We start from the raw sequence: 21,942 nt of genomic DNA, 5'->3' as shown, positions 1-21,942 counted from the left end.
ATCCCGAACAGGACAGTGAAACGGACTAGCGCCAATGATAGTGCGGATTCCCGTGTGAAAGTAGGTCATCGTCAGGCTTCTATGCCCTAAACCCCCCTCTTCCTCTCGGAATTGGGGGGTTTGTTTTTGCCAAAAATTTGGGTGCAGTATCCTTTTAAGGGCTAATCCACTATGATTGCGCCGTCAAAACTTGTTGGCGTTGAATCCATGGATGTTGGATTGCCGCTAGATATGGAAACACCACCTGAAGTTGTGCTGCGCATAGCCAGTGATGAGCAGGATTGGGAGTCTGTGCATGAACTGTTTTTGGAGTATGCGCAGGGCTTGTCCGTTGATTTGGCATTTCAGGACTTTGATACTGAGCTGGCATCATTGCCTGAGCGATATGCGCAACCTGCTGGTTGCGTAGTGCTGGCCTTCGTTGATGGAATGCTGGCTGGATGCTGCGCGATGCGCGGCCTTGAGTCCCCAGATTACCCTGATGCCAGCGAAATGAAGCGCTTGTATGTGCGCAGATTGTTTCGTGGCTTTGGTCTGGGGAGGTTGCTTGCACAGGCTGTAATGGAGCAGGCTGCCTTGGCGGGCTACGGCTGTATTTTGTTGGACACTCTTGATGAGATGGACGCAGCTCGCGCGCTTTACGAGGATTTGGGCTTTGAGGAAATTGAGCCTTATTACTACAACCCGCATCCTCAGGCCTTCTTTCTGAAGGCAAGTTTGGTTTGATGGCGCTTCAATTCAGCTTGCTTGGATATGGTGTCGTGGCCGTGTTTTCAATGAAATCCGCACAGCTATTGCATTCAGAATGCTTGTAATGTGTTGACCTCATACACGTTTTCGTTTTGCATCCAAGGCTTTGGCTTAGAAAAACTGATTAGACGAAATACAGGCAAAAGGCGAGTTTTCTTCGCCTGCCAATGTAGATGCTTGCCGCCTTGGCATGTGGCGCAGCAGTAATAATGGAATGAGTATGCAGTCTTCCCGCGCCGTTTCCACGGCCATGCTTCCCAGTGAGCGGCGAACCAGTCTGGTTCTGGCTGGTATTTTTGTGTTGCGCATGCTGGGTTTGTTCTTGGTCTTGCCGGTGTTTAGCTTGGCTGCGGCTGATTACCAGGGGGGGGACGATCCCCGGTTGATTGGTCTGGCGATGGGCATTTATGGTCTGACCCAGGCGCTGCTGCAATGGCCCCTGGGCATGGCTTCGGATCGCTGGGGCCGCAAGCGGGTGATTGCCATGGGCCTGCTGGTGTTTGTGTTGGGCAGTGTCTGGGCGGCGTTGAGCCATTCGGTTTGGGGGTTGGTGGCCGGGCGGGCCTTACAAGGGGCTGGGGCCATCTCGGCGGCCATGACGGCGCTGCTGGCGGATGCAACCCGCGAGGTCGTTCGTACCAAGGCCATGGCCTTGATCGGCATCAGCATTGGAGCCAGCTTTTCCTTGGCTTTGATTCTCGGGCCATTGCTCGGGTCAAAACTGGGCTTGAGTGGCTTGTTCTGGTTGATGGCGCTGCTGGCCGGCATTGCTCTGCTTGTGGTGCTCAAACTGCTGCCCCAACCCAAGGGCCAGCAGGATGCTCCGGTGCAGCATATCGAGCTGCCAGCCCATGCTGCAGAAACAGTTGCGCAGACAGGGCGATGGGCACTGTGGCGCCTGAACCTGGGGGTTTTTGTTCTGCATCTGTTGCAAATGGCCATGTGGAGCGGCGTGCCTTTGTTGCTGCAGGATGCAGGCTTGGCCAGCGCCGCGCATTGGCAGCTGTATTTGCCGGCCGTGCTGTTGTCGGTGCTGTGCTTTGGTGCGGTGTTTTCGCTGGAGCGTCGCGGGCGTTTGCAATGGGCGATGCGATTGGCCATGGGCCTGATTCTGGCAGCGCAGTTGGCGCTGGCGACTTTCAGCCATTATTTCCATGAGCAACTGACAGGCCAAGCAGCACTGTGGTTTCTGGGTACGGTGCTGTTCGTATTTTTCTGTGGCTTCAATGCATTAGAGGCCATGCAGCCCAGCCTGGTGTCGCGCCTGGCGCCGGCGGCGCAGCGCGGCTCTGCCATGGGGGTGTACAGCACGCTTCAATCGCTGGGCCTTTTTGCCGGTGGTGTGGTGGGGGGCGCACTGGTGGCCTATTGGGCAGAGGCCGGGCTGTTTGCGGTGACTGCGCTGATTGCCGCCGCCTGGTGCGCATTGACGCTCTGGTGCGAGCGCGCGCCGCAGCACACAGCTGATGCGGCGCGCTCCTCGCAGCCTTAGTGCGCTTCAGCACGCCCCAGGCGGATTGCTGTTTTGGCTTGGCCTCTCCTGGGCGAGGCGCATTTGTTTCCAAGTCGGCCGCTTACCACTGGTAGCGCAGGCTGGCCTGGGCGCTGCGGCCCTGGCCCCAGTAGCAGACGGTGGGGCCATAGCAACTGGCCACATGGGCGCGGTTGGCCAGGTTTTTCACGCTGAGCGCGAAGTGGTAGCCCGCGAGCGCGGCATGGGCCTGGCCCAGGTCGTAGTCCAGCCCGGCGTCCAGCAGGGTGTGGGCGGGGAGGTGCTGGCCGGGCCGCCCGTGCCAGGTGCGCTGGCCGGTGTGGCGCGCGCCGCTGTACAGCGTCAGCCCGGCCAGCGGGCCTTGGGCGATGCGCCAGTCCAGCCAGAGCCCGGCCTGATGGCGGGGCACGTCGGGCACGGCGCTGCCGGCTTCGCCGGGGATGTTCGAATGGGTGATGCGGGCATGGGTGTAGGCGTAAGAGGCGTTCAGGTGCACTTGCGCGCCGAGCTGTGCGCACGCCTCCAGCTCCAGCCCGCGCGTGCTGCGGCGGCCTTGCTGCACCTGGCAGGCGCGGCCGCAGATGGGGGATTCGGCCGGGTCGGGGTCGCGCGTGAGGGCCTTGTTCTGGCGCAGCGCGAACAGGCTGGCCGAGAGGGTGAGGTTGCGATCCTCGGGCTGGTAGCGCAGGCCCAGCTCCCATTGCTGCGAGCGGCTGGGCTGGAACAGGCGGCCGTGCCGGTCTTGCCCGGCCACGGGCTCGAAGCCTTGGGCGTAGGCGAGGTAGGGCGCCCAGCCATTTCCCATGAGCCAGTTCAGCCCCAGGCGGCCGGTGGTGGCGCGGTAGCGGGAAGCGGGAAGCGGAGGCGCCGGCCTGCCCCAGCCGCAGCCGGTCGTGCCGCAGGCCGAGGGTGGCAACCCACTGGCCCAGGCGTAGCTGGTCTTGCAGATACAGGCCGGTTTGGCTGGCGGTGGGCTGGGTGGCGTAGCGCCGCGTGGGCAGTTGTCAGGGCTGGCCGTAAATGGGCTGGAACAAATCCAGCGGGGCGGCGCGCCCGCCGGAGAGGCGCTCGAAATCGCTGCGCTCGCGCCGCGTGTCCCATCCCAGCAGCAGCTGGTGGCGCACCGGGCCCCAGTTGAAGCGGCCAAAGAGCTGGGTGTCGCTGGTCAGGGCGCGCGTGTCCTCGCGGGTCTGGCCCACGCTGCGGCCCACGTGGCGCAGGTCGGCGTGGATGCCGCCAAAGTCCTGGTTGACCGAGCGCATGTGGTTGTCGGTGCGGGCGTGGCGCAGGCGGTGGCGCAGCGCCCAGCGCTCGCTCAGGCGCGTGTGCAGCACGTAGCCCAGGTGGCGGGTGCGGCCGCTGAAGTGGTCGTAATCGGGCTCGCCCAGAAAGCGCCCCAGCGGGATGCGGCCGTGCGGGTTGGGCCAGACGGTGCCCTCGGGCGGCAGCCAGGCCGGGCCGGCGCCGCCGCCGGGCGCTTCGGCGTGGCGCAGCATGGCGTGCAGGGTGAAGCGGGTGCGCCCGCCGGGGCCGTCCGGGCGCAGCGTGAGGCTGGGCGCCAGCGCCCAGCGCCGCTCGCGCACGTGATCCATCTGGCTGCCGTCGCGGCTGCCCAGGCCCGCCAGGCGCCACAGCCAGCGCCCATCGCCCCACTGGCCGCCCACGTCCAGCCGCGCCTGGCGCAGGCCGTGGCTGCCCGCGTCCAGGGCGATTTGGCGGCGCTGGCGCGCGTCGGGCAGCTTGCTGTACATGGCCAGCAGGCCGGTGGGCACGTTGGCGCCGTAGAGCACGGAAGACGGCCCCTTGAGCACCTCCACCCGCTCCAGCAGCCAGGCGTCGATGCGCGAATCGCCATAGCCCAGGCCGTAGGGCAGGCGCATGCCGTCCAGGTATTTGTAGGGGATGTGGCCACGGATCATCACCCAGTCGGCGCGCACGTCGCCATCGCCGTACTGGGCCAGAAAGCCGGGGGTGTAGCGCAGGCTCTCCAGCAGCGAATGGCTGCCCTGGGCCTGCATCAGCGCGCTGTTGACGGTGCTGACGGCCTGCGGCGTCTCCAGCAGCGGCGCGGCCTGCTTCAGGCCGCTGGCGTTGATGTCCTGAAAGTCCAGCCAATCGCCCTGCGGGGCGGCGAAGACCTCGACCGTGGGCAGCTCGGGCGCGGCGCTGGAGGAGGGGGCGGCCTGCGTTGCTGCGGTTTTCGCCGTGCCATTGGGGCCTGGCGATCAAAAGCCGCTGGGGCGGTGGCTTGCGCTTGCGCTGCCGTGTGCGCGGCGGCCAGCAGGCACAGCCATGCCAGCCGCGCGCCGAAGGTGCGGGCCGCTGTGCCGCGATGAGCCTGGTTCATGGAAATGCGCTCCTTGGAATGTGAATGAAAATGCGCATTCTTTTTATGAACGCTAAAAGCGGCTACCGCACCGAGGGCAAGGCATGCGGCGCGCGCGTCAATCCCCAGGCCCCAGACGTTTCCCATGACCAGTTTTCACTGCATCCAGGCCCACAGCGGCGGCCGCCAGGCGGGCCACCTGAAGGGAGGAGAGATAAACCCCGGGCACAGAGTGAGATAAATCCGGGAAATAGTGGGAAATAGAGGGAAATAAAAACGGGCCGAAAGAAAAAAGTTTTCAGCGTGTGAAAAAAGAAAGAGGCCCAAAAATTTGCACTGCACGCGCCCCCTCTGGCGCGTCAGTGCTCGTTGTTGAACAGGTCGCCCTGATCGCGGCGGGCGGCCTCGGCCAGGCGCTTGCGGATGCGCTCGACGTAGCGCCTGACGGTGCGCTCGGCGATTCCGTTGGCGCGCGCCAGCTCGTCGTAGTTGTTGCCGGTGAACTGGCTGTAAATCTCCAGCTCCAGCTTGGTCAGGGCGCGTCGGAAATCCATCGGCATGTTGATGTTTTGGCCGCCCCAGTGGCTGGCCACATGATCGGCCAGGGCGCTGGCGGCCAACTGGGCCTCGGTCGCGTGGATGCCCAGGTCGATGAGCACGCGCGCGGCAACGGCCACGAAATCCTCAAAGAATTCGTGGCGGCGAATCCGCATGCGAGTTTCGCGTTCGGTCATTGAACAGCTCTGCGTTTTTGGGGCGCCACCTCGGGCGGGATTGGCCGGCCCAGGGCGCGCATGCAATGCACCCAGGCGTGCCAGTAGGCGTCAAAACTGTGGCCTGTAGCCAGGCGGCGAATGGCTGCGGCCGCATGCTCCCCGGCCTCGGGGGAAAGCTCCATGTCCACAAGGTCGTTGACCATACCGTCCACCTGCTCGGGCAGGTGCCGCATGGCCCAGGACTTGAGGGATTCGATCAGCGGCATGTAGTCGCCCACAAACCGCAGGTGATCACGACCCGTCATGCGCTTGACGTACACCGTCAGCGCCCGCTCAGATGGGTCTTTGACCACGCCCAGCGTATGCAGGAACAGCCACAGCGCGCGCACCTTGCGCGCCTGCTCGTTGTCGATGTAGATCGTGCGGCCGTTTTGCTGGCCTGTGGGCTTGACCCGGAACCCGGCCCGCTTGAGATGGTCGAGCACCTTGATCAGGTGCGCCATGTCCATGTGGCTGGTCGATTCCGCGCCGCCCACGGTGCGCAGCACTGTGCGATAGGTCTCCTCGTCCAGGCCCAATTGACGCTTGGCCACATGGATCAACTTGCGCCACTTGGCCGCGCGTGCCGTGTTTGCGGGGCGTTGTGCTGCCATGCCCATAGCCATTACACCTGCTCTTTCAGTTCGCCCAGCAGATTCTGGATCAGCTGAGACAGCTCGCCCGTTGCCAGCGCCACATCGGCATCGAATGGATCCTCGCTGCTGTCGCGGCCTTCGGTGGCGACATCATTCATGGCCAGCTTTTTGATTTGCAGCGCATCGGTGAGCACGAACTGACAGCGCTCGCCCCAGCCAAGCGCCAACTTGGTGGGACGTTTGCCGGCTTGTAGGTGACTCCGAATTTCCTCGATCTCCAGCGCGTGGCGGGCGTAACGTACCGTGGCGCGGCTCTCGTCGATTGACTTCAATTCGCACTCATCGCCCAGGCAGAAAGCACCGGGGGCGATTTGCTCATGCAGCCATTCGGCCATGACCACGGCCGGTGGCAGCGCCGTTTGGATGCGCCGGGGCATGAGGCCAGGCATTGCCTCTACCAAGCTGGTCAGAATCGCATCGGCTTGAATCAGTGATGCCGCATCTACCACCAGCAACCGTGCGCCGGGGTCAATCCATACCCAAACGCCGTACCGTTTGGTCAAGGCCTTGGGCAGCAAGCCCAGACGCACATCCGCTTTGATGTCGCGCCGCTCTTTGCGACCGGGCTTGCGGCCTGTTTCGGCTTCGATGGCGGCGCACTTGGCCTCCACCATGCGCTGCACCGCATCCCCGGGCAGCACCTTGGTCTCCACGCACCAGCGCAAAACCCACTGCCCGCCCACACACTCGGCCAACGCACCATGCGCATGGCCGCGCGGCGGCACCCAGCCCTCGCTGCGCTCCTGCGTCGGCCCGCACGGCAAAAACTCCGGCAACTCAACAGCCCCCAAATCCGGCCGCCAATCGCCGGAAATACGGAACATCAGCAGATTCTTGAACATCATGGCCTCCTTATGCCGCCTCGCCAGCCTCTTCCTCCGCCCCCTTGAGTAGGGCCGCCACCAGCTTGTCCACGGTGGCCGTGGTGTCCTTGATGACGACCTCGTCATCGGCATCGCTGATGCTCACGCCCACGCGCTTGAGCTCGGCGGCGCTGAGGCCCGCCAACGCCGCCTTGATGGGCACCTCGCGGCTTTGGATCAGCGCATCGGCGGCATCGGGCAGGTGTCGGCGGATCAGCCGCACGACCTGCGCGTCATCGTCCCAGCTGAGCTTGCCCTTGCCCTTTTGCCAGCCCAGCTTGATGCCCTCCAGCACCACCGTGCGCGGCTTGATGAACAGTTGCGGGCTGGCCTCGATGGCCGCGCGCAGCGCCGCCTCGGCCTCGGTCACGCGCGCCACGGCGCTGCGCAGCCCGGCCAGGCGCTGGCGCTTGATGGCCTCCAGCGCGTCATGCAGGCCCTGGGCGCGCTCGGTCAGCACATCCTTGTGCTGGCGGTAGCTGCGCGCAGCAGCGGCAATGGCAGTCATGGGGTTGGTGGTTTGGGTGTCCATGGTGTCCTCTCTCAAAATCAACAGTCACGGTTTGATCCGCGCCAGGTGCTGCAACACCAGCAGCGCGGCGCGGTCCAGGTCTGTGGCGGCACGCAGCGGCGTCAGGGTTGGTGAGTACAGCCCGCGGCCGTCATCGGCCAGCAGCAGGCCATGCTCGATGGCCTCGCCGCCATCGAGCAGCCCGATCAGCACGCGGATCGCCACGCCGCGCGCCTGGCCCGGCGTCAGCTGCACCTGCGCCTGCAGGGCGATGGGGGCGCTGCTCATGGGGCGGCCTCCCCATTGCTTGGCTCGCCCGGCTCGCCCGGCCCGTTGCCGCCAGCGTCGCCGCCCTGTGCCTCGCCCTGCGTGCGCTGCAGCATGCGCTCGCGCCGCTGCAGGTTGCGCAACCGCTCCTCCTGCATGCGCCGGACGGCCAGGCTGGTGTAGCGTGGCGGCTCGCCCGCCGGCGCGGCCGGCGGCTGGGCCCCGGCGCTGGCCTCTGCGCCTGGCGCGGCATCCGGGTGCAGGGCCTCGTCCAGCGCCTGGCCAATGCTGGTGGCAGCACCCTGCACATGCGCGCCGCGCGGCCCCGTGCGCCGCTCCATCTCCGCCTTGGCCTCGGCAATCGCCTCACTCTTGTCCACCCGGCGCACCAGGATGGCGTACAGATAGGCGTTGTCCTTGAGCGGCAGCACCAGCGTGCCGGCCTCTTGCGCGGCAAACACCGCCTCAAACGCCGCCTGCCAATCCTCCACGCCCACCGGCCAATCGCGCCCGGCCCGGGTGATCTTGCGGCTGCGCATCGCCTCCACCAGCTGGCCCAGGATGCGCCGCACCCGCGCCCAGCTCAGGCGCTGCTTGGCCGGCGTATGCAGCCGCAGATAGCGCAGCGTGGCCGCGCCCAACGTCGGCTGATAGGTCTTGACCAGGTACTCGATCATGTGCCGCGCCTGGGCATCGTCCACCGCCTGGCAAATCACCAGCTCCAGGCTCGCCTTGCTGCGGCACACCGGGCACACATAGCTCAACATGCCGCGCCCTCCTCATGCCCGGGCAGCGCCCGGCAATCGGGCGTGACGGCATACACATGCACGCCCCAGTCGATGTGCATGCGCCGCGCCGCGAATCGGTGCCGCAGCAGATAGTCCAGCATCTGCCGCACTGCCTCCTCGGAAAACACCGGGTACCAGTGCTGGTACAAATCCTGCGCCGTCCACCAGTTGCCAGACTGGCGCAGGTGCTGCCAGAGGCGGGCCATGTCATGGGTCAGCCCCCTCATAGGTCACCCCATATGAGCGCAGTCATCAGGTAGGCCAGGCCCACAGCCGTGCCCATCAGCAGCGCGGCGGTGAGCAGCAACAGCACGACGCCGCGCCATTGCTGCCAGCGCACGCGCAGCATGCGGCGGCGGGCGTAGCCCACGATCACCCCGTGCCACGGGGCGGGCCGATATGGGAGGTTTTGCCGCTTGCTCATGCCGCGCCCTCCGGCTGAGCCTGGGCACTGGCCGCATCCGCTTGCGGCGCATCGCGACCTGGCACAGGCAGGATTGCCACGCAATCGATGCGCTGCACCTCGTCGCAGGCTTGCAGCAGCTCCTCATTGATCAGGCGCAGCAGGGCCTCGCCCTGGCTGCGGCCGGTTTTGGGGATGTGCGCGACCTGGCGGCCAGGCACATGCACGTCAAACATCCACAGGCCGTGAGGGGCGCCAGCTGCGGGCAAGGCAGTGATAGTGTTTTGCATGTCAGTCCCCCTTCGCCGCTGCCGCAATCAATGCGCCGTTGACCTTTGCCGCGCCAATGCGCACCGCCTGATTGAGCGCGCGCGTCACCAAGTTATTGACCGCCAGCGGGTGACAAATGCTGCGCTCGGCCACCACGCGCCGCCCTCCCTGAACATCCGCCACATGGGCGCGCAGCACGCCGCGAATGGCATCTGCCACGTCGCGCTCAAAAATCGCGTCGTAATCGAGCTCCACCCGCTTGAGCTTGTGGCGCAGGTACTGCTCCACATGGTTGTCCAGCGGCGGCAACTTGATCAGCTCGCCGCGTTGCTGCACCTCGCGGATCGTCGGGTCGTAGTTCTCCCACTTGCGCGCCAGCTCATCCTGGCCGATCACGATGATCGCTAGCAGCTTCTTGAAGCCGTCCTCCACCTCAAAAAACCGCTTGAAACTGCGCAACGTCGGCTTGGCAATGTCGTGGCCCTCCTCAATGATCACCACGTGCTTTTGCCCCATGTTGGCGCTGTCCTTGAGCATCTTGTGCATCTGCGCCATGCGCGCCTGCATCGTCTGGCGAATCGGCGCCGAATCGTCCAGCGTGCGGATGATCGCGCTCACAATGTCCGCCGCGTTGAACTTCTTTCCGCGCTGGTCATCGCCCGTCATGTTGATCACATACGGCTCAATCACCGTGATCGGCTCGCGGTCGGTGTGAATCCAATCGACCAGCGCCTTGCGCAGCACACTCTTGCCACTGCCCGACTGCCCCGCCAGGATCAACATCCCGCCGTGCTTGGCCGTCTGCCGCATCGCCGCGTAGGCATAGCTGATATCGGGCGACATGAACACATCGTCCATGCCCGCCAGCTCATTGACAAACGGGTCCCGTACAATCCGGAACTGCCGGCGCGCCTCTGGCGTCAACGTTTGGTGTGTCAACAACATACTCAAATCCTCAGTGTCGCTATCGGCCTGCTGGCCGGGGATCAATGCCTCTGCTGCCGCGCGGCTACGCAGCAGCAGGGGCACCTCGTTTTCAGGGGCTGTCTGCCACAACGTGGCCAATTCATCCGCACGCGCCCCCCGCTCGCGCAAATAGTCCTCAACACGCACCTTCATGGTCTCAGCCAGGCCCGCACGCCTGGGCCAGACGCCGTGGTTCATGGCCTGCGCAACCGTCGCGTCGCTCACACCCACATGCGCTGCCAGCTCACGCTGACGCACGCACAGGCGCACCATCACGTTCTTGGCTCTCAGCATCAGTTCCCCCCGTTCACAATGCGCAGGCCACCACCACCGCCCCCGGCAGCGCGCAATGGCTCCGGCTGCGGCGTCTTGAGCTGCTCAATCAGCACCTGCAATTGCCCTTCGGCAATCCCCTCATCGCCCAAACGGCCTGAGAGGAATCGGTTTTCATCGGGCGACAAATTGCGCCCCAGCTCGCGGCTGATGCGCAGCATCGCCGTCACGCTGTCCACCATGATCGGCACCACCTGCGCATGCGCCGGCGCCTTGATCTCCGTGCCCGGGCGCACCAGGTACGTCGGCATCTGCACCTCGCGCAAATGGCTGTGCGCGTCCAACTGCCCGCCAAACGGCACCGCCTTTTTCTGGCGCGCCTGCTCGGCATCGGCATGCTCCGAGTACGCCATCGCATCCATCGCCCGGGCCGCGCGCTGCGCAGGCGTGGCCGGCTGGGCCAGATACTCCTGCCCCGCCACCGCCGCGCTCATCGGCGCGCCCCACTCGTCGTACTCCACCTGCGGCTCGGCGCGGTAAATCAGCGGCGCGCCGTCGTAACGCTCCAGCTCCACCTGCACCGCACACTCGCCATACACCAGCGGCCGCACGCGCACCACATCGCCCTCATTGATGCCGTCAAAGCCGCGCAGGCTGTAGGTTTGCGTGCGCCCGGCCTGCGGGTGCTTGAAGCGGATCGACAAATCGGCCTTCACCTGCCGCTCCTCCAGCCGCCCGGCCATCAGCGCCCGGCACACCTCAATGGGCGGCAGCAGCCGCAGCTGTTCGGGCTTGATGCGCATCCACAGCCCATAGCGCGCCATCGGCTGCGCCAACCCCTCACGCCGCAGCCGCGTGTCCTGCCCAGGAATCCGGTTCGCGTTGTACGCCTCGCACCACACCTGCGCCGCCTCGTTGAGCTGCGCCACATTCGCCACCGGCTCAAAGCGCAAGCGGCTTTCAAACTGCGTCTCCACCAGGTTATTGGCGTTCTCCACGCCCCCCTTGGCCCGCGCATTGCCCGCGCGGTGCGTCTCATGGCGCACCTCCAGCTGCGCCAGCAGCCCCTTGATCGCCTCGGACTGGTTCGCGCTGCCCTTGTCCCACAACAGCAGCTTTGGCACCCCATGCAGCACCCGGCCCGGCTGCTTGCCCCAGGCAAACATCAGAAACTCGAACAGGTTGTGCTGATCCTCGCCCGCCGCCTCGCGGTACTGCACGCAAATCGCCCCGCTGGCCATGTCCCACAGCACGTAGCGAAACACCTTGAACTTCACCTTCGCAAAGTTCTCCAGCTTGTTCTTGTAAAACTCACTGTCGCGAACGATTCGCTGCTCATTGCCCAGGTAGTACACCAGGCACAGCGACGGGTCCACCTCATGCACATGGTTGGGGTGCAGGGCGCGCAAACGCTGCACTGGCGCCGCCTGCCGCTTGACCGCTGCGCGCAGCCTGCGCTCGCGCATCAACCGGTTCAGCTGGCTGTTGCTCACCCCCAGCTGCGCGCCATTGCCCTGCAACACACTGCGCGCCACCGGGGTGAACATCGTCTGCTTGTCGTTGTCGCGCACGCTCTCGCGCTGCACCGCGCCCAGCTGCGTCAACGCCTGCAATGGCACCGAAGTCGTGCCCTTGTCAGCGCGGCACTTGCGCCCGCTGCTCCAGCCCGCCACCGCTTTGAGGTGGCGATACACCGTCTGGCGGCTCATGCCCAAGAACTGCGCCGCATCGTCAACCAGCGCGCCGCGCGCGCTGTGCGCCGCCCCATCCAGCCGGCGCGCCAGCTCGCGGATGTACGCGGCCGCTTCAGGGGACAAGGCCATGGCCGCCTCCTCATGCACTGGCATCGGCATAGGCCGCCTCGCCCTCATCCACGCCATCGCCATCCTGCTCCGCATCGCCCATCTGCCCGCCCATCGGGTCGCGCATCAGATACTGCGGTTGCATCTCCAGCTCTGCGCCAAACGCCTGCGCCACCTTGTGCTGCAAGGCCCCCACGCCGCCGGCCAGCAACTCAATGTGCTCAGCCAACGCCCGCGCCGTATCCAGCAACTCAGGCGGCATGCGCACCGGCGCCTGCGGGTCGTAATCCGGCGCGGCCAGCACCTCCTGCTGCCACCACTGCGCCAATGCATCGATCTGCTTGGCCATCTGCACCAGCGACTTGCCCGCCACATCCTGCAGCTCGCCCACGCCCGTGCGGAACTCCGCCAGGCGCTCGCTGTAGGGCTGCACCTGCGGGCCGCCCTTGCGCAGCTGTTTTTCCAGCTGCTCGGCGCGCTTGCGCTCCTTGTCCGTCAGTTCCGCCTGGTATTTGTTGTCCTGCCTCTCCTGCCGCAGGGCCTCGCGCAGTTGACTGGCGCTCATGCGGTCAACGTCATCCATCTCCGCCACGCGCTCAATGTCTGCATCGTCGTCGTGAGTGACCAGCTCCAGGAAGGCTTTGGCACTTTTTACCTGGCCCGCCAAAACGGCCACTGTGGCCGATTTGGACACTTTGACGGCCGCTTGCATAAAGCGCCGTGCTGTGCGGTCACTAAACCCCAACATCTCTACACGGCGCTGGAACTCGCCGTGAGGAGTCATCTCCTTGAGCAACAGCAATCGCTTGCCACACTCCAGCAGCGCCTCCACGCTGCGGCGTTGATAAAAGCGGATTCCATCTTCCAATGCTCCAACGCTCAGGGCTCCTTCATAGCCCAACTGCTTCGCGGCAGTCTGCACATTCGCCAGCACCTGCTGCTCCTGCAATGCCAGGGCATCCTGAGCGCGTTCTGTGGCATCGGTGTACTCCGGGGCCACCTCAATCAGCTCGGTGGGCGCGGACGTGCCTGTGGGTTTTCTCGCCATTGTTTACTCCTAACCAAAAAGTGCTCTTGTCTCGGCATCGCTCGTGACGCCCGTCATTGCGCGGCGCTGCTCTTGCATGCGCTCTATGGCGCGATCAAAGTCGTCGTGCACGCGAAACACCAGCCGCGTGAACTGCGTCGTCGGGTAAAAGCGCCCCGTGTCCTCGGCCTTGCGGCACCAGCCGTAATCGATCAGCGTCTGCGTCGCACGTGTAATCGCCACCGGCGTCGTGCGGCAGGCCGCCGCCAAGTCCTTGTTCGTCGCGCCGTTGGCGGCATAACCACACAGCGCCTCCAGCACCGCCAGCACAGGGGCGGCCGATTTGGTAGGTGCGCTCATGGCCTCCCCCCTTGCATCGAAGCCTGCACCGGCACCCAGGCCTGCGCGCCGCGCTCGTCATCGACGCCCTGGGCCTGCCAGACCTGGCCGACCAGATCGACCGCCAGCGCACCGGGTCGGTCTTTGTGCGGGTCGCGCACGCAATCCCGCCAGCCATAGGCCTGGCCCTGGTAGATCAGCACCACGCCGCCGGCGTTGATTTCGGGCATTGCCTCCATGCGCCGGTAACGGCGGGCAATGGCTTGGATTTGGCTCAATCGCATGCTGCCTCCTCTGCTGCGTGGTTCTTGCGCCGCCGGGCCAGGTGCTCAGCAGTCGTTGCCATTCGCTCCGTGCGCTTGGTCTGCATGGCCCCCATCGACCGGATGCAAGAGCCATCGGCCAAGGTGGCGTCGCGGCCAGAGAGCAGCGTGCGGGCCAGGCGCGCCAACTCGCGATAAGCGGTGCGGTTTGGGGGCGAGGCCCAGACGGTTTGCTTGCGCGCCTCCCACTGATCGACATCAAAGGCATGGCCCGCGCGCTCTGCATCGCCGCTGGCGTAGTAAATATCGATCGTCAGCACCAGATGCGTGGGGGGCGCACTGGTTGAGCCGGGGAATTTCCACACCCGCTTGATCTCGTAGTGGTAGTCAACGACCTGCTGGCCACCGACGGTGGGGGTGTCGCGCGTGCCGATACCGAAAGCGATGCCAGGGTCTGGGCAGCCCCAAAAGGTGCGTGGCACCCAGCCACGCAGCGCCCGGATTTCGCGAACCAGGTTTTTGGGTGGACGCCATTTCTTCATGCCGCGGCCCTCCCTTGCACAAACGCCGCCCATTGCTGCATCAACTCCAGCGCACGCCGCCCGCCGTGCAGCGGCACGCTGCTGCGGCATGCGGCCTGCAAGGCGCTCTCCCAGCCCTCGGGCAGTTGCCCGGCCTCGGCCATGGCCGCCAGCGCATCGGCCATCACCTGGGCCAGGCGCAGCGCCTCGGGCATGTCGCCAGTCAGCAGACAGGCCGCTTCAAAAGCCGCCCGGCGAATGCGCTCATGCATCGCCTTTTTCTCCGGGGCAAAGACCCTGCCCCTGCGCGCTTCGCTGATCGCCTTACGCAGATCCCTTTCTGACAGGCCATAGCGCACCGCCAGCTCAGACGTGTTCAACCCATCCCACTCGCGCAGCATTTGTTCCAACAGATGCTTGTTCATGCCGCAGCCCTTTCTTCTTGCTGGCGCTGCGCCGGGCTGACGCGCGCCGGTTTGTCCGTCAATTGCCCGTGCTTCATGCCCAGCAGCACGGCGATGTTGTGGCTCTTGCCGCGCAGGCAACGTTTGCGGCCGTAGAGCACCTCAAAAACCAGGCTGGTGCTGAACCCGTGGTCGCGCGCCCATTGGGTGACCGTGATGCCCTGCTCGCTGAGCCACTGGCGCGCCTGGGCGTGAGTTCGGGGCGTGATGACGGACAGGGAGCCGTCCAAGAGCAGCTTGTAGCGGGGCTTCATGCCAGCACTCCCTTGGTCACTTCCTCGCCGATGTACTCGGAGAGATCGCGCAGGATGTTGTAGGTCGTGCGCCCGCGCGGCAGCTCATGCCGCCCGGCCCAGCGGCTGACCGCCTGCGTGACGGTGCGCGGCTGGTAGTTATGGGCAATGGCCCATTGGCGATAGCTGGTGCCGCGCTCGACCAGCCTGGCCCGAATCTTTGCCTTTTCCACTTGTTCCCCTTTAGCTATGATGTACGCAATACGCGTAATTGTTCGCGCAAACTGCGTAAAAGTCAAGAGGTTTTTTTGCGAAATGCATAAGTCTTCTGTTGCAGATGTTCTGGCGCGCCTGCAAGCCTTATTCAATGTGGATTCCGACTCTGCCTTGGCCAGCGCTATGGAAGTCAACCGGCAGACGCTGGGAAGTTGGCGCTCACGCGGGAGAGTTCCTTACGAAGAATGCATAAATTTAGCCATCCAACGGGGCTTGAGCCTCGACTGGCTACTGATCGGAGAGGGGCATATGCACAGGCATACGCCCGAAAGTGAGCTTGTGGCGGAAAGCCCTAGAGAGGGCGCAGTGCTGTCTTTGTTGCGGCAGTTGCCCGACGCCGACCAACAAGAGATTGAACTTGCTGCCCAAACGAAAAAGCGCCTGCTGGATGCGGAGCGGCGCTTGGAGCAGATGACCAAAGACCTGGCGGCTTCGCATGCCGCAAAGTGTTCCCATTGAGAAAAAAGCAATGAATTCCAGACCCGCTCTGTTCATCGCTTCGTCAAAAGAAAGTCTTGACGTAGCGCGCGCGCTCCAAGCGGAGCTTTTGCATGACGTCGAATGTACGATTTGGTCGCAAGACGTATTTGGCCTATCACAGACATCCAGCAGATCATTGCTCAAGCAAGCACAGAGCAGCGACTTTGGCGCTTTCGTTTTCTCCCCTGATGATGTTTCCATCATGCGCGGGGAGGTGTATTCCGCCGTTCGTGACAATGTGATTTTTGAGCTTGGATTGTTCGCGGGCGCCCTTGGGGGAATAGAGCGATGCTTCATGCTTACCCCAATCGACGGACATCACGTGGTGCGCTTACCTAGTGACTTACTGGGCCTTACTACTGCGCAATATGAAGCAAATCGTCAAGATAAGAACGCGCGCGCAGGCATTGGCCCGGCTGCACTGCGAATCCGAGATGCCATTCGAGAGATAGGCCCGGTAGCCAGGTCAAGACCGTCAGAAGCGAGACAGGCAGACTCAAGGCCGCAACCAGAAGCAAGCCCGAGGGGCCTTTCTGATAAGGATTGCAGCAACATCCTGAGAGGATGGGTGCGCACTTTGCCTGCGCCACCCAACCAGCTAACCAATACAGTCTTTTTCGATAAGCTGGATCAGCAATTGGAATTGCCATCGGGCGCAGCGAAAAAACTCCTCAAGGAGGCGGCTGAAGATTTCGACTACAGCGTTGCTGTTGAAGGCGAGAAGACGATCAGCTTTAATGCCCCGCCAATGATCAGAACTTCAGGCCGCCGCCGAGATATTTTTTCTGGTTGGTAAGAGCTGCACATCAGACATGCTTCTGACATGATGACAGCGCCGCCCGTACCGCTGCGGCCCAAGAAGTAGTGGCGCTGGCGCGCAGCCCACGCCTGCTGCACAATGCCGCCATGACAAATGAAGCTGTCGACCCCCAATGGGATGCCCTGTGGCAGCAGCGCTGGGATGTGCTGAACCTGGCCAACATCACGCATCGCTATCACCGAAAGCGCGAGGCATTTTTTGACCGCGCAGAGAAGCTCACCCAGGCCGCATCAGCCATGATGGGCCTGTCCTTGCTGGGCGAGACGGTGCAGCAGCATTTGCCCATTGCCGCAGCGGTGATCTCGGGCTTGAGCCTGCTGGCCCTAGTGTTTGGCTACAGCCAGCGGCGGCAATTGCACAAGGAGCTTGCCGAAAGCGCCTGCGCGCTGGCTGGCCGCATTGATGGCGCGCCGCTGGGCCAATTGAATGAAGCAATGGTGCGACGCTGGCAGCTCGAAATGGCCGAGATCAACCGCAAGGAGCCCCCCAACCTGATGGGGCTGGTGCGCGTGTGCGAATACGAGCAGGCCGTGGTGGATGGGCACCCAGATCACGCCCCCGCGCCGAGTTGGTGGCTGCGCATCCGATCAAATTTTTTCTGATTCAGCCGCTGCAACCCATCTTCTGACACCTGTCAAAAGACAACGGCTACCCCAAAAAGCACCATCACGGGCATCCCAACGGATGCCCGTTTTTTTTTGCTTTTTGGAGTGCCTGCAATGCCCGATACCCGTACGCCCGAAACCACCCCATCCAACGATGCCTACACCTTTGGCCGCTTGCCGCGCCTAACGAGCTGGTGGGCCATCGCCGCCGTGCTCTCTGCCCTGGTGCTTCTGATTGCGCCAGGGCAGTTGCCCGTCACGCTCTACAAGCTCAACCTGATCGCCTTGGCCGCCGTAGCAGGGTACTGGATCGACCGAGCCATCTTCCCCTATGCGCGCCCCCAGCTGGATGCCCTGAGCGATTTGACGCAGCCGCAGCAGCCGATGCACTGCCAGCAGGGCGATGAAGAGTGCCTGCTGTACCTGTCCGATCACAGCCGGCTGTACTTCCTGGCCGCCGTCATGCTGCGCCGCGCGCTGATCGTCGCCGCCACCGTGCTGGCCGTGGCGCTGGGGGCCTGATATGGGATGGCCTCAATGGGCCATGCTGGCCTTGTTCCTGGCCTCACTGCTGGCCGCCGCCAACCTGCACGGCAAGGCCCGCAGCGGCCCACACAACTTCTGGACCACGGCGGTGGCTGTGGTGATTGAGCTGGCCATTTTGCTTGCGGGCGGATTTTTCTCCCCCTCCGCCCAAGCCCAGACCATCCCCGCCGCCCAGCACTACCGGCGCGATCTCGTCCGCGCCGCGCACAGCCAATGGGGGCTGGATGCGCCCATCGCGGTGTTTGCGGCCCAGGTGCACCAGGAAAGCGCCTGGCGCCCCAATGCCATCAGCCACGTGGGCGCGCGCGGCCTGGCGCAGTTCATGCCTGCCACGGCCCGCTGGTGGTGCGGCCTGATGGGCACAGCCCCGGCCGATTGCCAGCCGCACAACCCCACCTGGGCGCTGCGCGCGCTGGTGGGCTACGACCGCTGGCTGTACGAGCGCACCCCGGCGCGCTACAGCGCGTTTGACCGTTGGTGGGTGGCCCTGCGAGCCTACAACGGCGGCCTGGGCCATTGGCAGCGCGAGGCCGCCGCCACCGGCCTGGCGCAGCCCAGCCGCCAGCGGGTGGACGCCGCCTGCGGCCAGGCGCGCCGCCATGCCAGCCACTGCCCGGAAAACCTGGGCTACCCCGCCCGCATCCTGATCGCCCTGCAGCCGCGCTATGCGAGCTGGGGCCAAACGGTGGAGCCATGACCATGCCCGTGCCTCTGCAAATCGCATTGCTGTGCGCCGTGCTCTGGCGCTGCCTGTGGGGTGCCCTATGACCGCCATGCTGCCCCGCCTCATCGGCCCACTGCTGGCGCTGGCCGGCCTGTGCGCCTTGTACGCGCTGGGCTATGCCAGCGGCCAATCCGCCGCCCAGGCCAGCGCCGACCGCGCCACCGTAGCCGCCCAGGCCCAGCAACTGGAGCAATACCGCGCCGCTGTGGCCGAGCACCGCAAGTTGATCGAAGCCAGCCAGGCCGCCAGCCAGGCCATCCGGGCCACGGCCAGCGCCATGGAAACCACCAACCGGAGAACCACCCATGCCCTCAAGCAAGCCCTGGAGTTGGACGCTGCCGAGCGCGCTGATTGCCGCTATGACGACGGCGTCATGCAGCACCTGGTCACCGCCCGCCAGCGCGCCGCTGATGCTGCCGCAGGCCGCGCCGCCGGCAGCCCTGATGCAAAGCTGCCCGCCCCCGGCGCAAGTGCCGATAGCGGAGGCTGATGCCGTGCTGTTGGCCTTGAAGGAAATGTATGACCAGTACGGCCTGTGCGCCTGGCGGCACCGCCGTTTGATTGATTGGCTGGAGCAGGTGCAGTGATGGGCGATGTGATGGACCGCGCGCAGGAGCGCGGGCAGGAATGGTTGCACGACCAGCCCGCCCACCAGGCCGTGCGCGCGGCGCGCCAGCGCAGTGCGGTGCAGGTGCTGGACTGTGAGGATTGCGGCGAGCCCATCCCCGCCGCGCGCCGCCAGGCATTGCCGGGTGTGCGCCGCTGCGTGGGTTGTCAGACAGCCCTGGAAAGAGAGCAAAAGCGATGACTTTAGAGATTGAATTCACTTGGTTAGTGGGGCTGCTGATCACGATTTTTGGTGCGGCGGCAGGTGCGGGCAAGCTGCTGCTGGCCCAGCACCAAAAGCACCAGGACGCCAAGTTTGCCGCGCTGGAGCGCGCGGGCCAGGGCATGCAAGCCAGCCTGCACAAGCGCCTGGACGGCATCGAAATCTCGCAAAAAGAGGAGTCCGTGCGGGTGCAAAAGCTGGAGCGGGAGTTTCTGGTCTTCAAGGCGGAGCTGCCCATGACGTATTTGCAGCGCACCGACCACATCCGCAGCGAGAGCGTGACGCAGGCCCGGCTTGATGCCATTGCCGGGCAATTGACCAATGTCCAAATGTTGATAGGAGCCAAAAGCCATGACCACCGCCACCCCGCTTGATCTGGCCCGCGCGCGCCGCGAAGGTTTGCGCTGGCTGATTGTGCTGACCCTCAACAATGCCCGCCCGATTGGCGCGACCGATGCCCTGGTGCTGACCGTGGCCCAGACCCAATACCCGGATGCCACGCTGCTGGATTTGCGCCGTGAGCTGGAGTACTTGAGCGACCGCGATCTGGTGGCGCTGGAGCGCCGACCCGATGGCATTTGGCAGGCCAAGCTCACGCGCCACGGCGTGGATGTGGCCGAGTACACGGTCGATTGCGGGCCGGGCATTGCCCGGCCCGCCAAGTACTGGTGAGGCGCGGCCATGGGACGCAAGAGCTCCATCAGCCGCCTGCCCGCCGAGATCAAGAGCTACATCGAGGCGATGCTGGCCACGGGCGCGCAGACGCTCGACGAGATGATTGCCGACTTGCAGGAGCGCTTCCCGGCCGAGGCCCGCGCGGGCGAGCTGCCCAGCCGCACGGCATTGCACCGCTATGGCAGCAAGCTCGACCGCCGCCTGGCGGCGATCAAGGCGAGCACCGAGGCGGCCATGCTGATCCGCAAGCACGCCGCCGACAAAGAAGATGCCCGCAGCGAAGCGCTGACCAGCCTGGTGCAAACCGAGCTGTTCGAGGCCATCCTCGCCCTACAGGCCGCAGACGAGCCGGGGCCCGATGGTCAGCAGTTGGAGCCTGCCGAGCGCATCGGCCTGCTCAGCGAGGCGGCCAAGCACATTGCCACGCTCACCCGCTCCAGCGTGACGCTCAAGCAGTTTCAAGCCAAGGCCGAGGAGGCCGGGCGCAAGAAGCTGCTGGAAGAGCAAAAAGCCGCACTCAAAAACATGGAAGCCAAGCCCGGGGTATCGGCCGAGGCGATGACCGAAATCCGCCGCGTGCTGGGCATTGGGTGAGGGGCCGTATGCGCAAGCCAAAGGGTAAGGCCCGCATCATCCCGGCCAATCCAGAGGGCATCTTCTTGCCGTTTCAGGCGGCCTGGATCAAGGACGGCGCGCGGCTCAAATTGATGGAGAAATCCCGCCAGATCGGCCTGTCGTGGTCCACCGCCTACGCCTGTGTGGAGCGCACGGCGGCGCAGGGTGCGCGGCACGACCAATGGGTGAGCAGCCGCGACGATTTGCAGGCGCGCCTGTTCGTCGAAGACTGCAAGCTGTGGGCGGGCATCATGCAACTGGCCGCGCGCGATCTGGGCGAGGTGGTGCTTGATGACAAGGCGCGCATCAGCGCCTACGTGCTGGAGTTTGCCAACGGCCGGCGCATCCATAGCATGAGCTCCAACCCCGATGCCCAGGCGGGCAAGCGCGGCGGGCGGGTACTGGACGAATTTGCCCTGCACCCCGACCCGCGCAAGCTCTGGAGCATTGCCTACCCGGGCATTACCTGGGGCGGCAACATGGAGCTGATTTCCACGCACCGCGGCAGCGGCAACTTCTTCAATGAGCTGGTGCGCGAGGTCAAGGAGCGGGGCAACCCGAAGAACATCAGCCTGCACACGGTGACGCTGCAGCGGGCGCTGGAGGATGGATTCCTTTACAAGCTGCAAGAGCGCCTGAGCGCCGATGACGAGTGCCAGGCCATGGACGAGGCGGAGTACTTCGACTTCATCCGCGCGGGCTGCGCCGATGAGGAGAGCTTCCAGCAGGAGTACATGTGCAACCCGGCCGATGACAACGCGGCGTTTTTGGAATACGACCTCATTGCCAGTGCCGAGTATGCCGCTGGCGAGCCATGGCAGCGCGCTTTGGATGAGCCTGTGCACGGCCGCTTGTATGCCGGTCTGGACATTGGCCGCAAGAAAGACCTCACTGTGCTGTGGGTCGTGGAGCGCCTGGGCGATGTGCTTTACACCCGGCACATAGAGACCATGCAGGGCATGAGCAAGCCACAGCAGGAAAAAGTGCTTTGGCCTTGGCTGGAGCGTGTCGACCGCGTGTGCATCGACTACACCGGCCTGGGCATTGGCTGGGGTGACGATGCGCAGGAGAAGTTCGGCGCCCATCGTGTGGAGCTGATCACATTCACAGGCCAATCCAAGGAAGCCTTGGCGTATCCCGTGCGCGGCGCCATGGAAGACCGCAAGCTGCGCATCCCGTATGACGCGCACATCCGCGCCGATCTGCGCAGCGTGACCAAGGTGGTGACGCCCACGGGCAACGTGCGCTTTACCGCCGAGCGCAACGCGGACGGGCACGCAGACCGGTTCTGGGCCCTGGCCTTGGCCGTGGCCGCAGCAGCCAAACCTCAAGGCCCCGTGCACATCACCAGCCGCCGCAAGCGCGATGCGGCCAACCTGTTGCAAGGCTATTGGTAAAGGACG

General features: G+C 64.7%; 33 protein-coding genes. 13 read left to right on the top strand and 20 right to left on the bottom strand.

What is annotated here, in order from left to right:
• Window positions 1–231 precede the first annotated feature (231 nt).
• On the top strand, window positions 232–726 hold the full coding sequence (locus CK620_RS13620) for a GNAT family N-acetyltransferase (protein WP_095550778.1): 495 nt from the start codon (window positions 232–234) through the stop codon (window positions 724–726).
• 274 nt (window positions 727–1,000) lie between these two features.
• The gene (locus CK620_RS13615; protein WP_095550772.1) at window positions 1,001–2,242 is read left to right on the top strand and encodes an MFS transporter; all 1,242 of its coding nucleotides are present in this window, start codon (window positions 1,001–1,003) and stop codon (window positions 2,240–2,242) included.
• 82 nt (window positions 2,243–2,324) lie between these two features.
• On the opposite strand, the gene CK620_RS13610 is transcribed toward CK620_RS13615, so the two are convergent.
• The 20 genes from CK620_RS13610 to CK620_RS13515 all read right to left on the bottom strand — a co-directional run bounded on the left by CK620_RS13610 (window position 2,325) and on the right by CK620_RS13515 (window position 15,202).
• The gene (locus CK620_RS13610; protein WP_179290668.1) at window positions 2,325–3,158 is read right to left on the bottom strand and encodes a TonB-dependent siderophore receptor; all 834 of its coding nucleotides are present in this window, start codon (window positions 3,156–3,158) and stop codon (window positions 2,325–2,327) included.
• Window positions 3,159–3,246: 88 nt separating this feature from the next.
• Window positions 3,247–4,302 carry a TonB-dependent siderophore receptor gene (locus CK620_RS14365; protein ID WP_275250722.1) on the bottom strand — a complete coding sequence of 352 codons (1,056 nt, stop codon included), beginning with the start codon at window positions 4,300–4,302 and terminating at the stop codon, window positions 3,247–3,249.
• 625 nt (window positions 4,303–4,927) lie between these two features.
• Window positions 4,928–5,302: a Mor transcription activator family protein gene (locus CK620_RS13600; protein WP_095550769.1), complete on the bottom strand. Its 375-nt coding sequence runs from the start codon at window positions 5,300–5,302 to the stop codon at window positions 4,928–4,930.
• Complete coding sequence (locus CK620_RS13595) at window positions 5,299–5,937, bottom strand: gp16 family protein (protein WP_179290667.1); 639 nt, start codon at window positions 5,935–5,937, stop codon at window positions 5,299–5,301. The genes CK620_RS13600 and CK620_RS13595 overlap by 4 nt, the downstream gene beginning before the upstream one ends.
• An 11-nt stretch (window positions 5,938–5,948) precedes the next feature.
• On the bottom strand, window positions 5,949–6,824 hold the full coding sequence (locus CK620_RS13590; protein WP_238946148.1) for a recombination-associated protein RdgC: 876 nt from the start codon (window positions 6,822–6,824) through the stop codon (window positions 5,949–5,951).
• Window positions 6,825–6,831: 7 nt separating this feature from the next.
• Window positions 6,832–7,374: a hypothetical protein gene (locus CK620_RS13585; protein WP_095550767.1), complete on the bottom strand. Its 543-nt coding sequence runs from the start codon at window positions 7,372–7,374 to the stop codon at window positions 6,832–6,834.
• 24 nt (window positions 7,375–7,398) lie between these two features.
• Window positions 7,399–7,641 carry a hypothetical protein gene (locus CK620_RS13580; RefSeq protein ID WP_095550766.1) on the bottom strand — a complete coding sequence of 81 codons (243 nt, stop codon included), beginning with the start codon at window positions 7,639–7,641 and terminating at the stop codon, window positions 7,399–7,401.
• Window positions 7,638–8,387: a hypothetical protein gene (locus tag CK620_RS13575; protein WP_095550765.1), complete on the bottom strand. Its 750-nt coding sequence runs from the start codon at window positions 8,385–8,387 to the stop codon at window positions 7,638–7,640. Before CK620_RS13575 ends, CK620_RS13580 begins: the two co-directional genes overlap by 4 nt.
• A complete protein-coding gene (locus CK620_RS13570; protein WP_095550764.1) occupies window positions 8,381–8,614 on the bottom strand; it encodes a hypothetical protein in 234 nt (77 codons plus the stop codon). The genes CK620_RS13575 and CK620_RS13570 overlap by 7 nt, the downstream gene beginning before the upstream one ends.
• Window positions 8,615–8,631: 17 nt before the next feature.
• On the bottom strand, window positions 8,632–8,832 hold the full coding sequence (locus CK620_RS13565) for a hypothetical protein (protein ID WP_095550763.1): 201 nt from the start codon (window positions 8,830–8,832) through the stop codon (window positions 8,632–8,634).
• Window positions 8,829–9,101 carry a hypothetical protein gene (locus CK620_RS13560; protein ID WP_095550762.1) on the bottom strand — a complete coding sequence of 91 codons (273 nt, stop codon included), beginning with the start codon at window positions 9,099–9,101 and terminating at the stop codon, window positions 8,829–8,831. The genes CK620_RS13565 and CK620_RS13560 overlap by 4 nt, the downstream gene beginning before the upstream one ends.
• Window position 9,102: 1 nt before the next feature.
• Complete coding sequence (locus tag CK620_RS13555; protein WP_095550761.1) at window positions 9,103–10,341, bottom strand: ExeA family protein; 1,239 nt, start codon at window positions 10,339–10,341, stop codon at window positions 9,103–9,105.
• A complete protein-coding gene (locus tag CK620_RS13550; protein WP_095550776.1) occupies window positions 10,341–12,143 on the bottom strand; it encodes a DDE-type integrase/transposase/recombinase in 1,803 nt (600 codons plus the stop codon). The genes CK620_RS13555 and CK620_RS13550 overlap by 1 nt, the downstream gene beginning before the upstream one ends.
• Window positions 12,144–12,153: 10 nt before the next feature.
• On the bottom strand, window positions 12,154–13,170 hold the full coding sequence (locus CK620_RS13545) for a hypothetical protein (protein ID WP_095550760.1): 1,017 nt from the start codon (window positions 13,168–13,170) through the stop codon (window positions 12,154–12,156).
• 9 nt (window positions 13,171–13,179) lie between these two features.
• Window positions 13,180–13,509 carry an IclR family transcriptional regulator gene (locus CK620_RS13540; RefSeq protein ID WP_143326115.1) on the bottom strand — a complete coding sequence of 110 codons (330 nt, stop codon included), beginning with the start codon at window positions 13,507–13,509 and terminating at the stop codon, window positions 13,180–13,182.
• Window positions 13,506–13,772 (bottom strand): hypothetical protein, encoded by a 267-nt coding sequence (locus tag CK620_RS13535; RefSeq protein WP_238946147.1) that lies wholly within the window; start codon window positions 13,770–13,772, stop codon window positions 13,506–13,508. The genes CK620_RS13540 and CK620_RS13535 overlap by 4 nt, the downstream gene beginning before the upstream one ends.
• The gene (locus CK620_RS13530) at window positions 13,763–14,293 is read right to left on the bottom strand and encodes a hypothetical protein (protein ID WP_095550757.1); all 531 of its coding nucleotides are present in this window, start codon (window positions 14,291–14,293) and stop codon (window positions 13,763–13,765) included. The genes CK620_RS13535 and CK620_RS13530 overlap by 10 nt, the downstream gene beginning before the upstream one ends.
• Entirely contained in the window at window positions 14,290–14,697 is a 408-nt protein-coding gene (locus CK620_RS14155) for a hypothetical protein (protein WP_095550756.1), read from the bottom strand. The genes CK620_RS13530 and CK620_RS14155 overlap by 4 nt, the downstream gene beginning before the upstream one ends.
• Window positions 14,694–14,990, bottom strand: a complete 297-nt coding sequence (locus CK620_RS13520) for a DNA-binding protein (protein WP_095550755.1) — start codon at window positions 14,988–14,990, stop codon at window positions 14,694–14,696. The genes CK620_RS14155 and CK620_RS13520 overlap by 4 nt, the downstream gene beginning before the upstream one ends.
• Window positions 14,987–15,202 carry a hypothetical protein gene (locus CK620_RS13515; protein WP_095550754.1) on the bottom strand — a complete coding sequence of 72 codons (216 nt, stop codon included), beginning with the start codon at window positions 15,200–15,202 and terminating at the stop codon, window positions 14,987–14,989. Before CK620_RS13515 ends, CK620_RS13520 begins: the two co-directional genes overlap by 4 nt.
• Window positions 15,203–15,284: 82 nt before the next feature.
• Between CK620_RS13515 and CK620_RS13510 the strand changes: the two genes are divergently transcribed.
• The 11 genes from CK620_RS13510 (at window position 15,285) to CK620_RS13460 (ending at window position 21,936) form a co-directional block, all read left to right on the top strand.
• Window positions 15,285–15,704 (top strand): helix-turn-helix domain-containing protein, encoded by a 420-nt coding sequence (locus tag CK620_RS13510; RefSeq protein ID WP_179290666.1) that lies wholly within the window; start codon window positions 15,285–15,287, stop codon window positions 15,702–15,704.
• Window positions 15,705–15,714: 10 nt separating this feature from the next.
• Window positions 15,715–16,521, top strand: a complete 807-nt coding sequence (locus tag CK620_RS13505; protein ID WP_179290665.1) for a TIR domain-containing protein — start codon at window positions 15,715–15,717, stop codon at window positions 16,519–16,521.
• Window positions 16,522–16,631: 110 nt separating this feature from the next.
• Window positions 16,632–17,147: a hypothetical protein gene (locus CK620_RS13500; RefSeq protein WP_143326113.1), complete on the top strand. Its 516-nt coding sequence runs from the start codon at window positions 16,632–16,634 to the stop codon at window positions 17,145–17,147.
• A gap of 117 nt (window positions 17,148–17,264) precedes the next feature.
• Complete coding sequence (locus CK620_RS13495) at window positions 17,265–17,672, top strand: putative holin (RefSeq protein ID WP_095550750.1); 408 nt, start codon at window positions 17,265–17,267, stop codon at window positions 17,670–17,672.
• 22 nt (window positions 17,673–17,694) lie between these two features.
• Window positions 17,695–18,393: a transglycosylase SLT domain-containing protein gene (locus CK620_RS13490; protein WP_095550775.1), complete on the top strand. Its 699-nt coding sequence runs from the start codon at window positions 17,695–17,697 to the stop codon at window positions 18,391–18,393.
• 76 nt (window positions 18,394–18,469) lie between these two features.
• Window positions 18,470–18,910, top strand: a complete 441-nt coding sequence (locus tag CK620_RS13485; protein ID WP_143326112.1) for a hypothetical protein — start codon at window positions 18,470–18,472, stop codon at window positions 18,908–18,910.
• 96 nt (window positions 18,911–19,006) lie between these two features.
• The gene (locus CK620_RS13480) at window positions 19,007–19,228 is read left to right on the top strand and encodes a TraR/DksA family transcriptional regulator (RefSeq protein ID WP_275250719.1); all 222 of its coding nucleotides are present in this window, start codon (window positions 19,007–19,009) and stop codon (window positions 19,226–19,228) included.
• Window positions 19,225–19,623 (top strand): hypothetical protein, encoded by a 399-nt coding sequence (locus CK620_RS13475; protein WP_143326111.1) that lies wholly within the window; start codon window positions 19,225–19,227, stop codon window positions 19,621–19,623. The genes CK620_RS13480 and CK620_RS13475 overlap by 4 nt, the downstream gene beginning before the upstream one ends.
• The gene (locus CK620_RS13470; protein ID WP_095550747.1) at window positions 19,601–19,921 is read left to right on the top strand and encodes a hypothetical protein; all 321 of its coding nucleotides are present in this window, start codon (window positions 19,601–19,603) and stop codon (window positions 19,919–19,921) included. Before CK620_RS13475 ends, CK620_RS13470 begins: the two co-directional genes overlap by 23 nt.
• Before the next feature lie 9 nt (window positions 19,922–19,930).
• A complete protein-coding gene (locus tag CK620_RS13465; protein ID WP_095550746.1) occupies window positions 19,931–20,518 on the top strand; it encodes a phage protein Gp27 family protein in 588 nt (195 codons plus the stop codon).
• Window positions 20,519–20,526: 8 nt separating this feature from the next.
• A complete protein-coding gene (locus tag CK620_RS13460; RefSeq protein WP_095550745.1) occupies window positions 20,527–21,936 on the top strand; it encodes a phage terminase large subunit family protein in 1,410 nt (469 codons plus the stop codon).
• The last annotated feature ends 6 nt before the right edge of the window (window positions 21,937–21,942 follow it).

This window comes from Vandammella animalimorsus (genome assembly GCF_002285285.1).
GTDB lineage: Bacteria > Pseudomonadota > Gammaproteobacteria > Burkholderiales > Burkholderiaceae_C > Lampropedia > Lampropedia animalimorsus.
This window is presented reverse-complemented; position numbering and strand designations above follow the sequence as displayed.

What these genes read in the sequence shown, in the direction of transcription:
- CK620_RS13620 (WP_095550778.1), top strand. Translation starts at nt 232, where the DNA reads ATGGAAACACCACCTGAAGTTGTGCTGCGCATAGCCAGTGATGAGCAG.
- CK620_RS13615 (WP_095550772.1), top strand. Translation starts at nt 1,001, where the DNA reads ATGCTTCCCAGTGAGCGGCGAACCAGTCTGGTTCTGGCTGGTATTTTT.
- CK620_RS13600 (WP_095550769.1), bottom strand. Translation starts at nt 5,302, where the DNA reads ATGACCGAACGCGAAACTCGCATGCGGATTCGCCGCCACGAATTCTTT.
- CK620_RS13595 (WP_179290667.1), bottom strand. Translation starts at nt 5,937, where the DNA reads ATGGCAGCACAACGCCCCGCAAACACGGCACGCGCGGCCAAGTGGCGC.
- CK620_RS13590 (WP_238946148.1), bottom strand. Translation starts at nt 6,824, where the DNA reads ATGATGTTCAAGAATCTGCTGATGTTCCGTATTTCCGGCGATTGGCGG.
- CK620_RS13585 (WP_095550767.1), bottom strand. Translation starts at nt 7,374, where the DNA reads ATGGACACCCAAACCACCAACCCCATGACTGCCATTGCCGCTGCTGCG.
- CK620_RS13580 (WP_095550766.1), bottom strand. Translation starts at nt 7,641, where the DNA reads ATGAGCAGCGCCCCCATCGCCCTGCAGGCGCAGGTGCAGCTGACGCCG.
- CK620_RS13575 (WP_095550765.1), bottom strand. Translation starts at nt 8,387, where the DNA reads ATGTTGAGCTATGTGTGCCCGGTGTGCCGCAGCAAGGCGAGCCTGGAG.
- CK620_RS13570 (WP_095550764.1), bottom strand. Translation starts at nt 8,614, where the DNA reads ATGGCCCGCCTCTGGCAGCACCTGCGCCAGTCTGGCAACTGGTGGACG.
- CK620_RS13565 (WP_095550763.1), bottom strand. Translation starts at nt 8,832, where the DNA reads ATGAGCAAGCGGCAAAACCTCCCATATCGGCCCGCCCCGTGGCACGGG.
- CK620_RS13560 (WP_095550762.1), bottom strand. Translation starts at nt 9,101, where the DNA reads ATGCAAAACACTATCACTGCCTTGCCCGCAGCTGGCGCCCCTCACGGC.
- CK620_RS13555 (WP_095550761.1), bottom strand. Translation starts at nt 10,341, where the DNA reads ATGCTGAGAGCCAAGAACGTGATGGTGCGCCTGTGCGTGCGTCAGCGT.
- CK620_RS13550 (WP_095550776.1), bottom strand. Translation starts at nt 12,143, where the DNA reads ATGGCCTTGTCCCCTGAAGCGGCCGCGTACATCCGCGAGCTGGCGCGC.
- CK620_RS13545 (WP_095550760.1), bottom strand. Translation starts at nt 13,170, where the DNA reads ATGGCGAGAAAACCCACAGGCACGTCCGCGCCCACCGAGCTGATTGAG.
- CK620_RS13540 (WP_143326115.1), bottom strand. Translation starts at nt 13,509, where the DNA reads ATGAGCGCACCTACCAAATCGGCCGCCCCTGTGCTGGCGGTGCTGGAG.
- CK620_RS13535 (WP_238946147.1), bottom strand. Translation starts at nt 13,772, where the DNA reads ATGCGATTGAGCCAAATCCAAGCCATTGCCCGCCGTTACCGGCGCATG.
- CK620_RS13530 (WP_095550757.1), bottom strand. Translation starts at nt 14,293, where the DNA reads ATGAAGAAATGGCGTCCACCCAAAAACCTGGTTCGCGAAATCCGGGCG.
- CK620_RS14155 (WP_095550756.1), bottom strand. Translation starts at nt 14,697, where the DNA reads ATGAACAAGCATCTGTTGGAACAAATGCTGCGCGAGTGGGATGGGTTG.
- CK620_RS13520 (WP_095550755.1), bottom strand. Translation starts at nt 14,990, where the DNA reads ATGAAGCCCCGCTACAAGCTGCTCTTGGACGGCTCCCTGTCCGTCATC.
- CK620_RS13510 (WP_179290666.1), top strand. Translation starts at nt 15,285, where the DNA reads ATGCATAAGTCTTCTGTTGCAGATGTTCTGGCGCGCCTGCAAGCCTTA.
- CK620_RS13505 (WP_179290665.1), top strand. Translation starts at nt 15,715, where the DNA reads ATGAATTCCAGACCCGCTCTGTTCATCGCTTCGTCAAAAGAAAGTCTT.
- CK620_RS13500 (WP_143326113.1), top strand. Translation starts at nt 16,632, where the DNA reads ATGACAAATGAAGCTGTCGACCCCCAATGGGATGCCCTGTGGCAGCAG.
- CK620_RS13495 (WP_095550750.1), top strand. Translation starts at nt 17,265, where the DNA reads ATGCCCGATACCCGTACGCCCGAAACCACCCCATCCAACGATGCCTAC.
- CK620_RS13490 (WP_095550775.1), top strand. Translation starts at nt 17,695, where the DNA reads ATGCTGGCCTTGTTCCTGGCCTCACTGCTGGCCGCCGCCAACCTGCAC.
- CK620_RS13485 (WP_143326112.1), top strand. Translation starts at nt 18,470, where the DNA reads ATGCTGCCCCGCCTCATCGGCCCACTGCTGGCGCTGGCCGGCCTGTGC.
- CK620_RS13480 (WP_275250719.1), top strand. Translation starts at nt 19,007, where the DNA reads ATGGGCGATGTGATGGACCGCGCGCAGGAGCGCGGGCAGGAATGGTTG.
- CK620_RS13475 (WP_143326111.1), top strand. Translation starts at nt 19,225, where the DNA reads ATGACTTTAGAGATTGAATTCACTTGGTTAGTGGGGCTGCTGATCACG.
- CK620_RS13470 (WP_095550747.1), top strand. Translation starts at nt 19,601, where the DNA reads ATGACCACCGCCACCCCGCTTGATCTGGCCCGCGCGCGCCGCGAAGGT.
- CK620_RS13465 (WP_095550746.1), top strand. Translation starts at nt 19,931, where the DNA reads ATGGGACGCAAGAGCTCCATCAGCCGCCTGCCCGCCGAGATCAAGAGC.
- CK620_RS13460 (WP_095550745.1), top strand. Translation starts at nt 20,527, where the DNA reads ATGCGCAAGCCAAAGGGTAAGGCCCGCATCATCCCGGCCAATCCAGAG.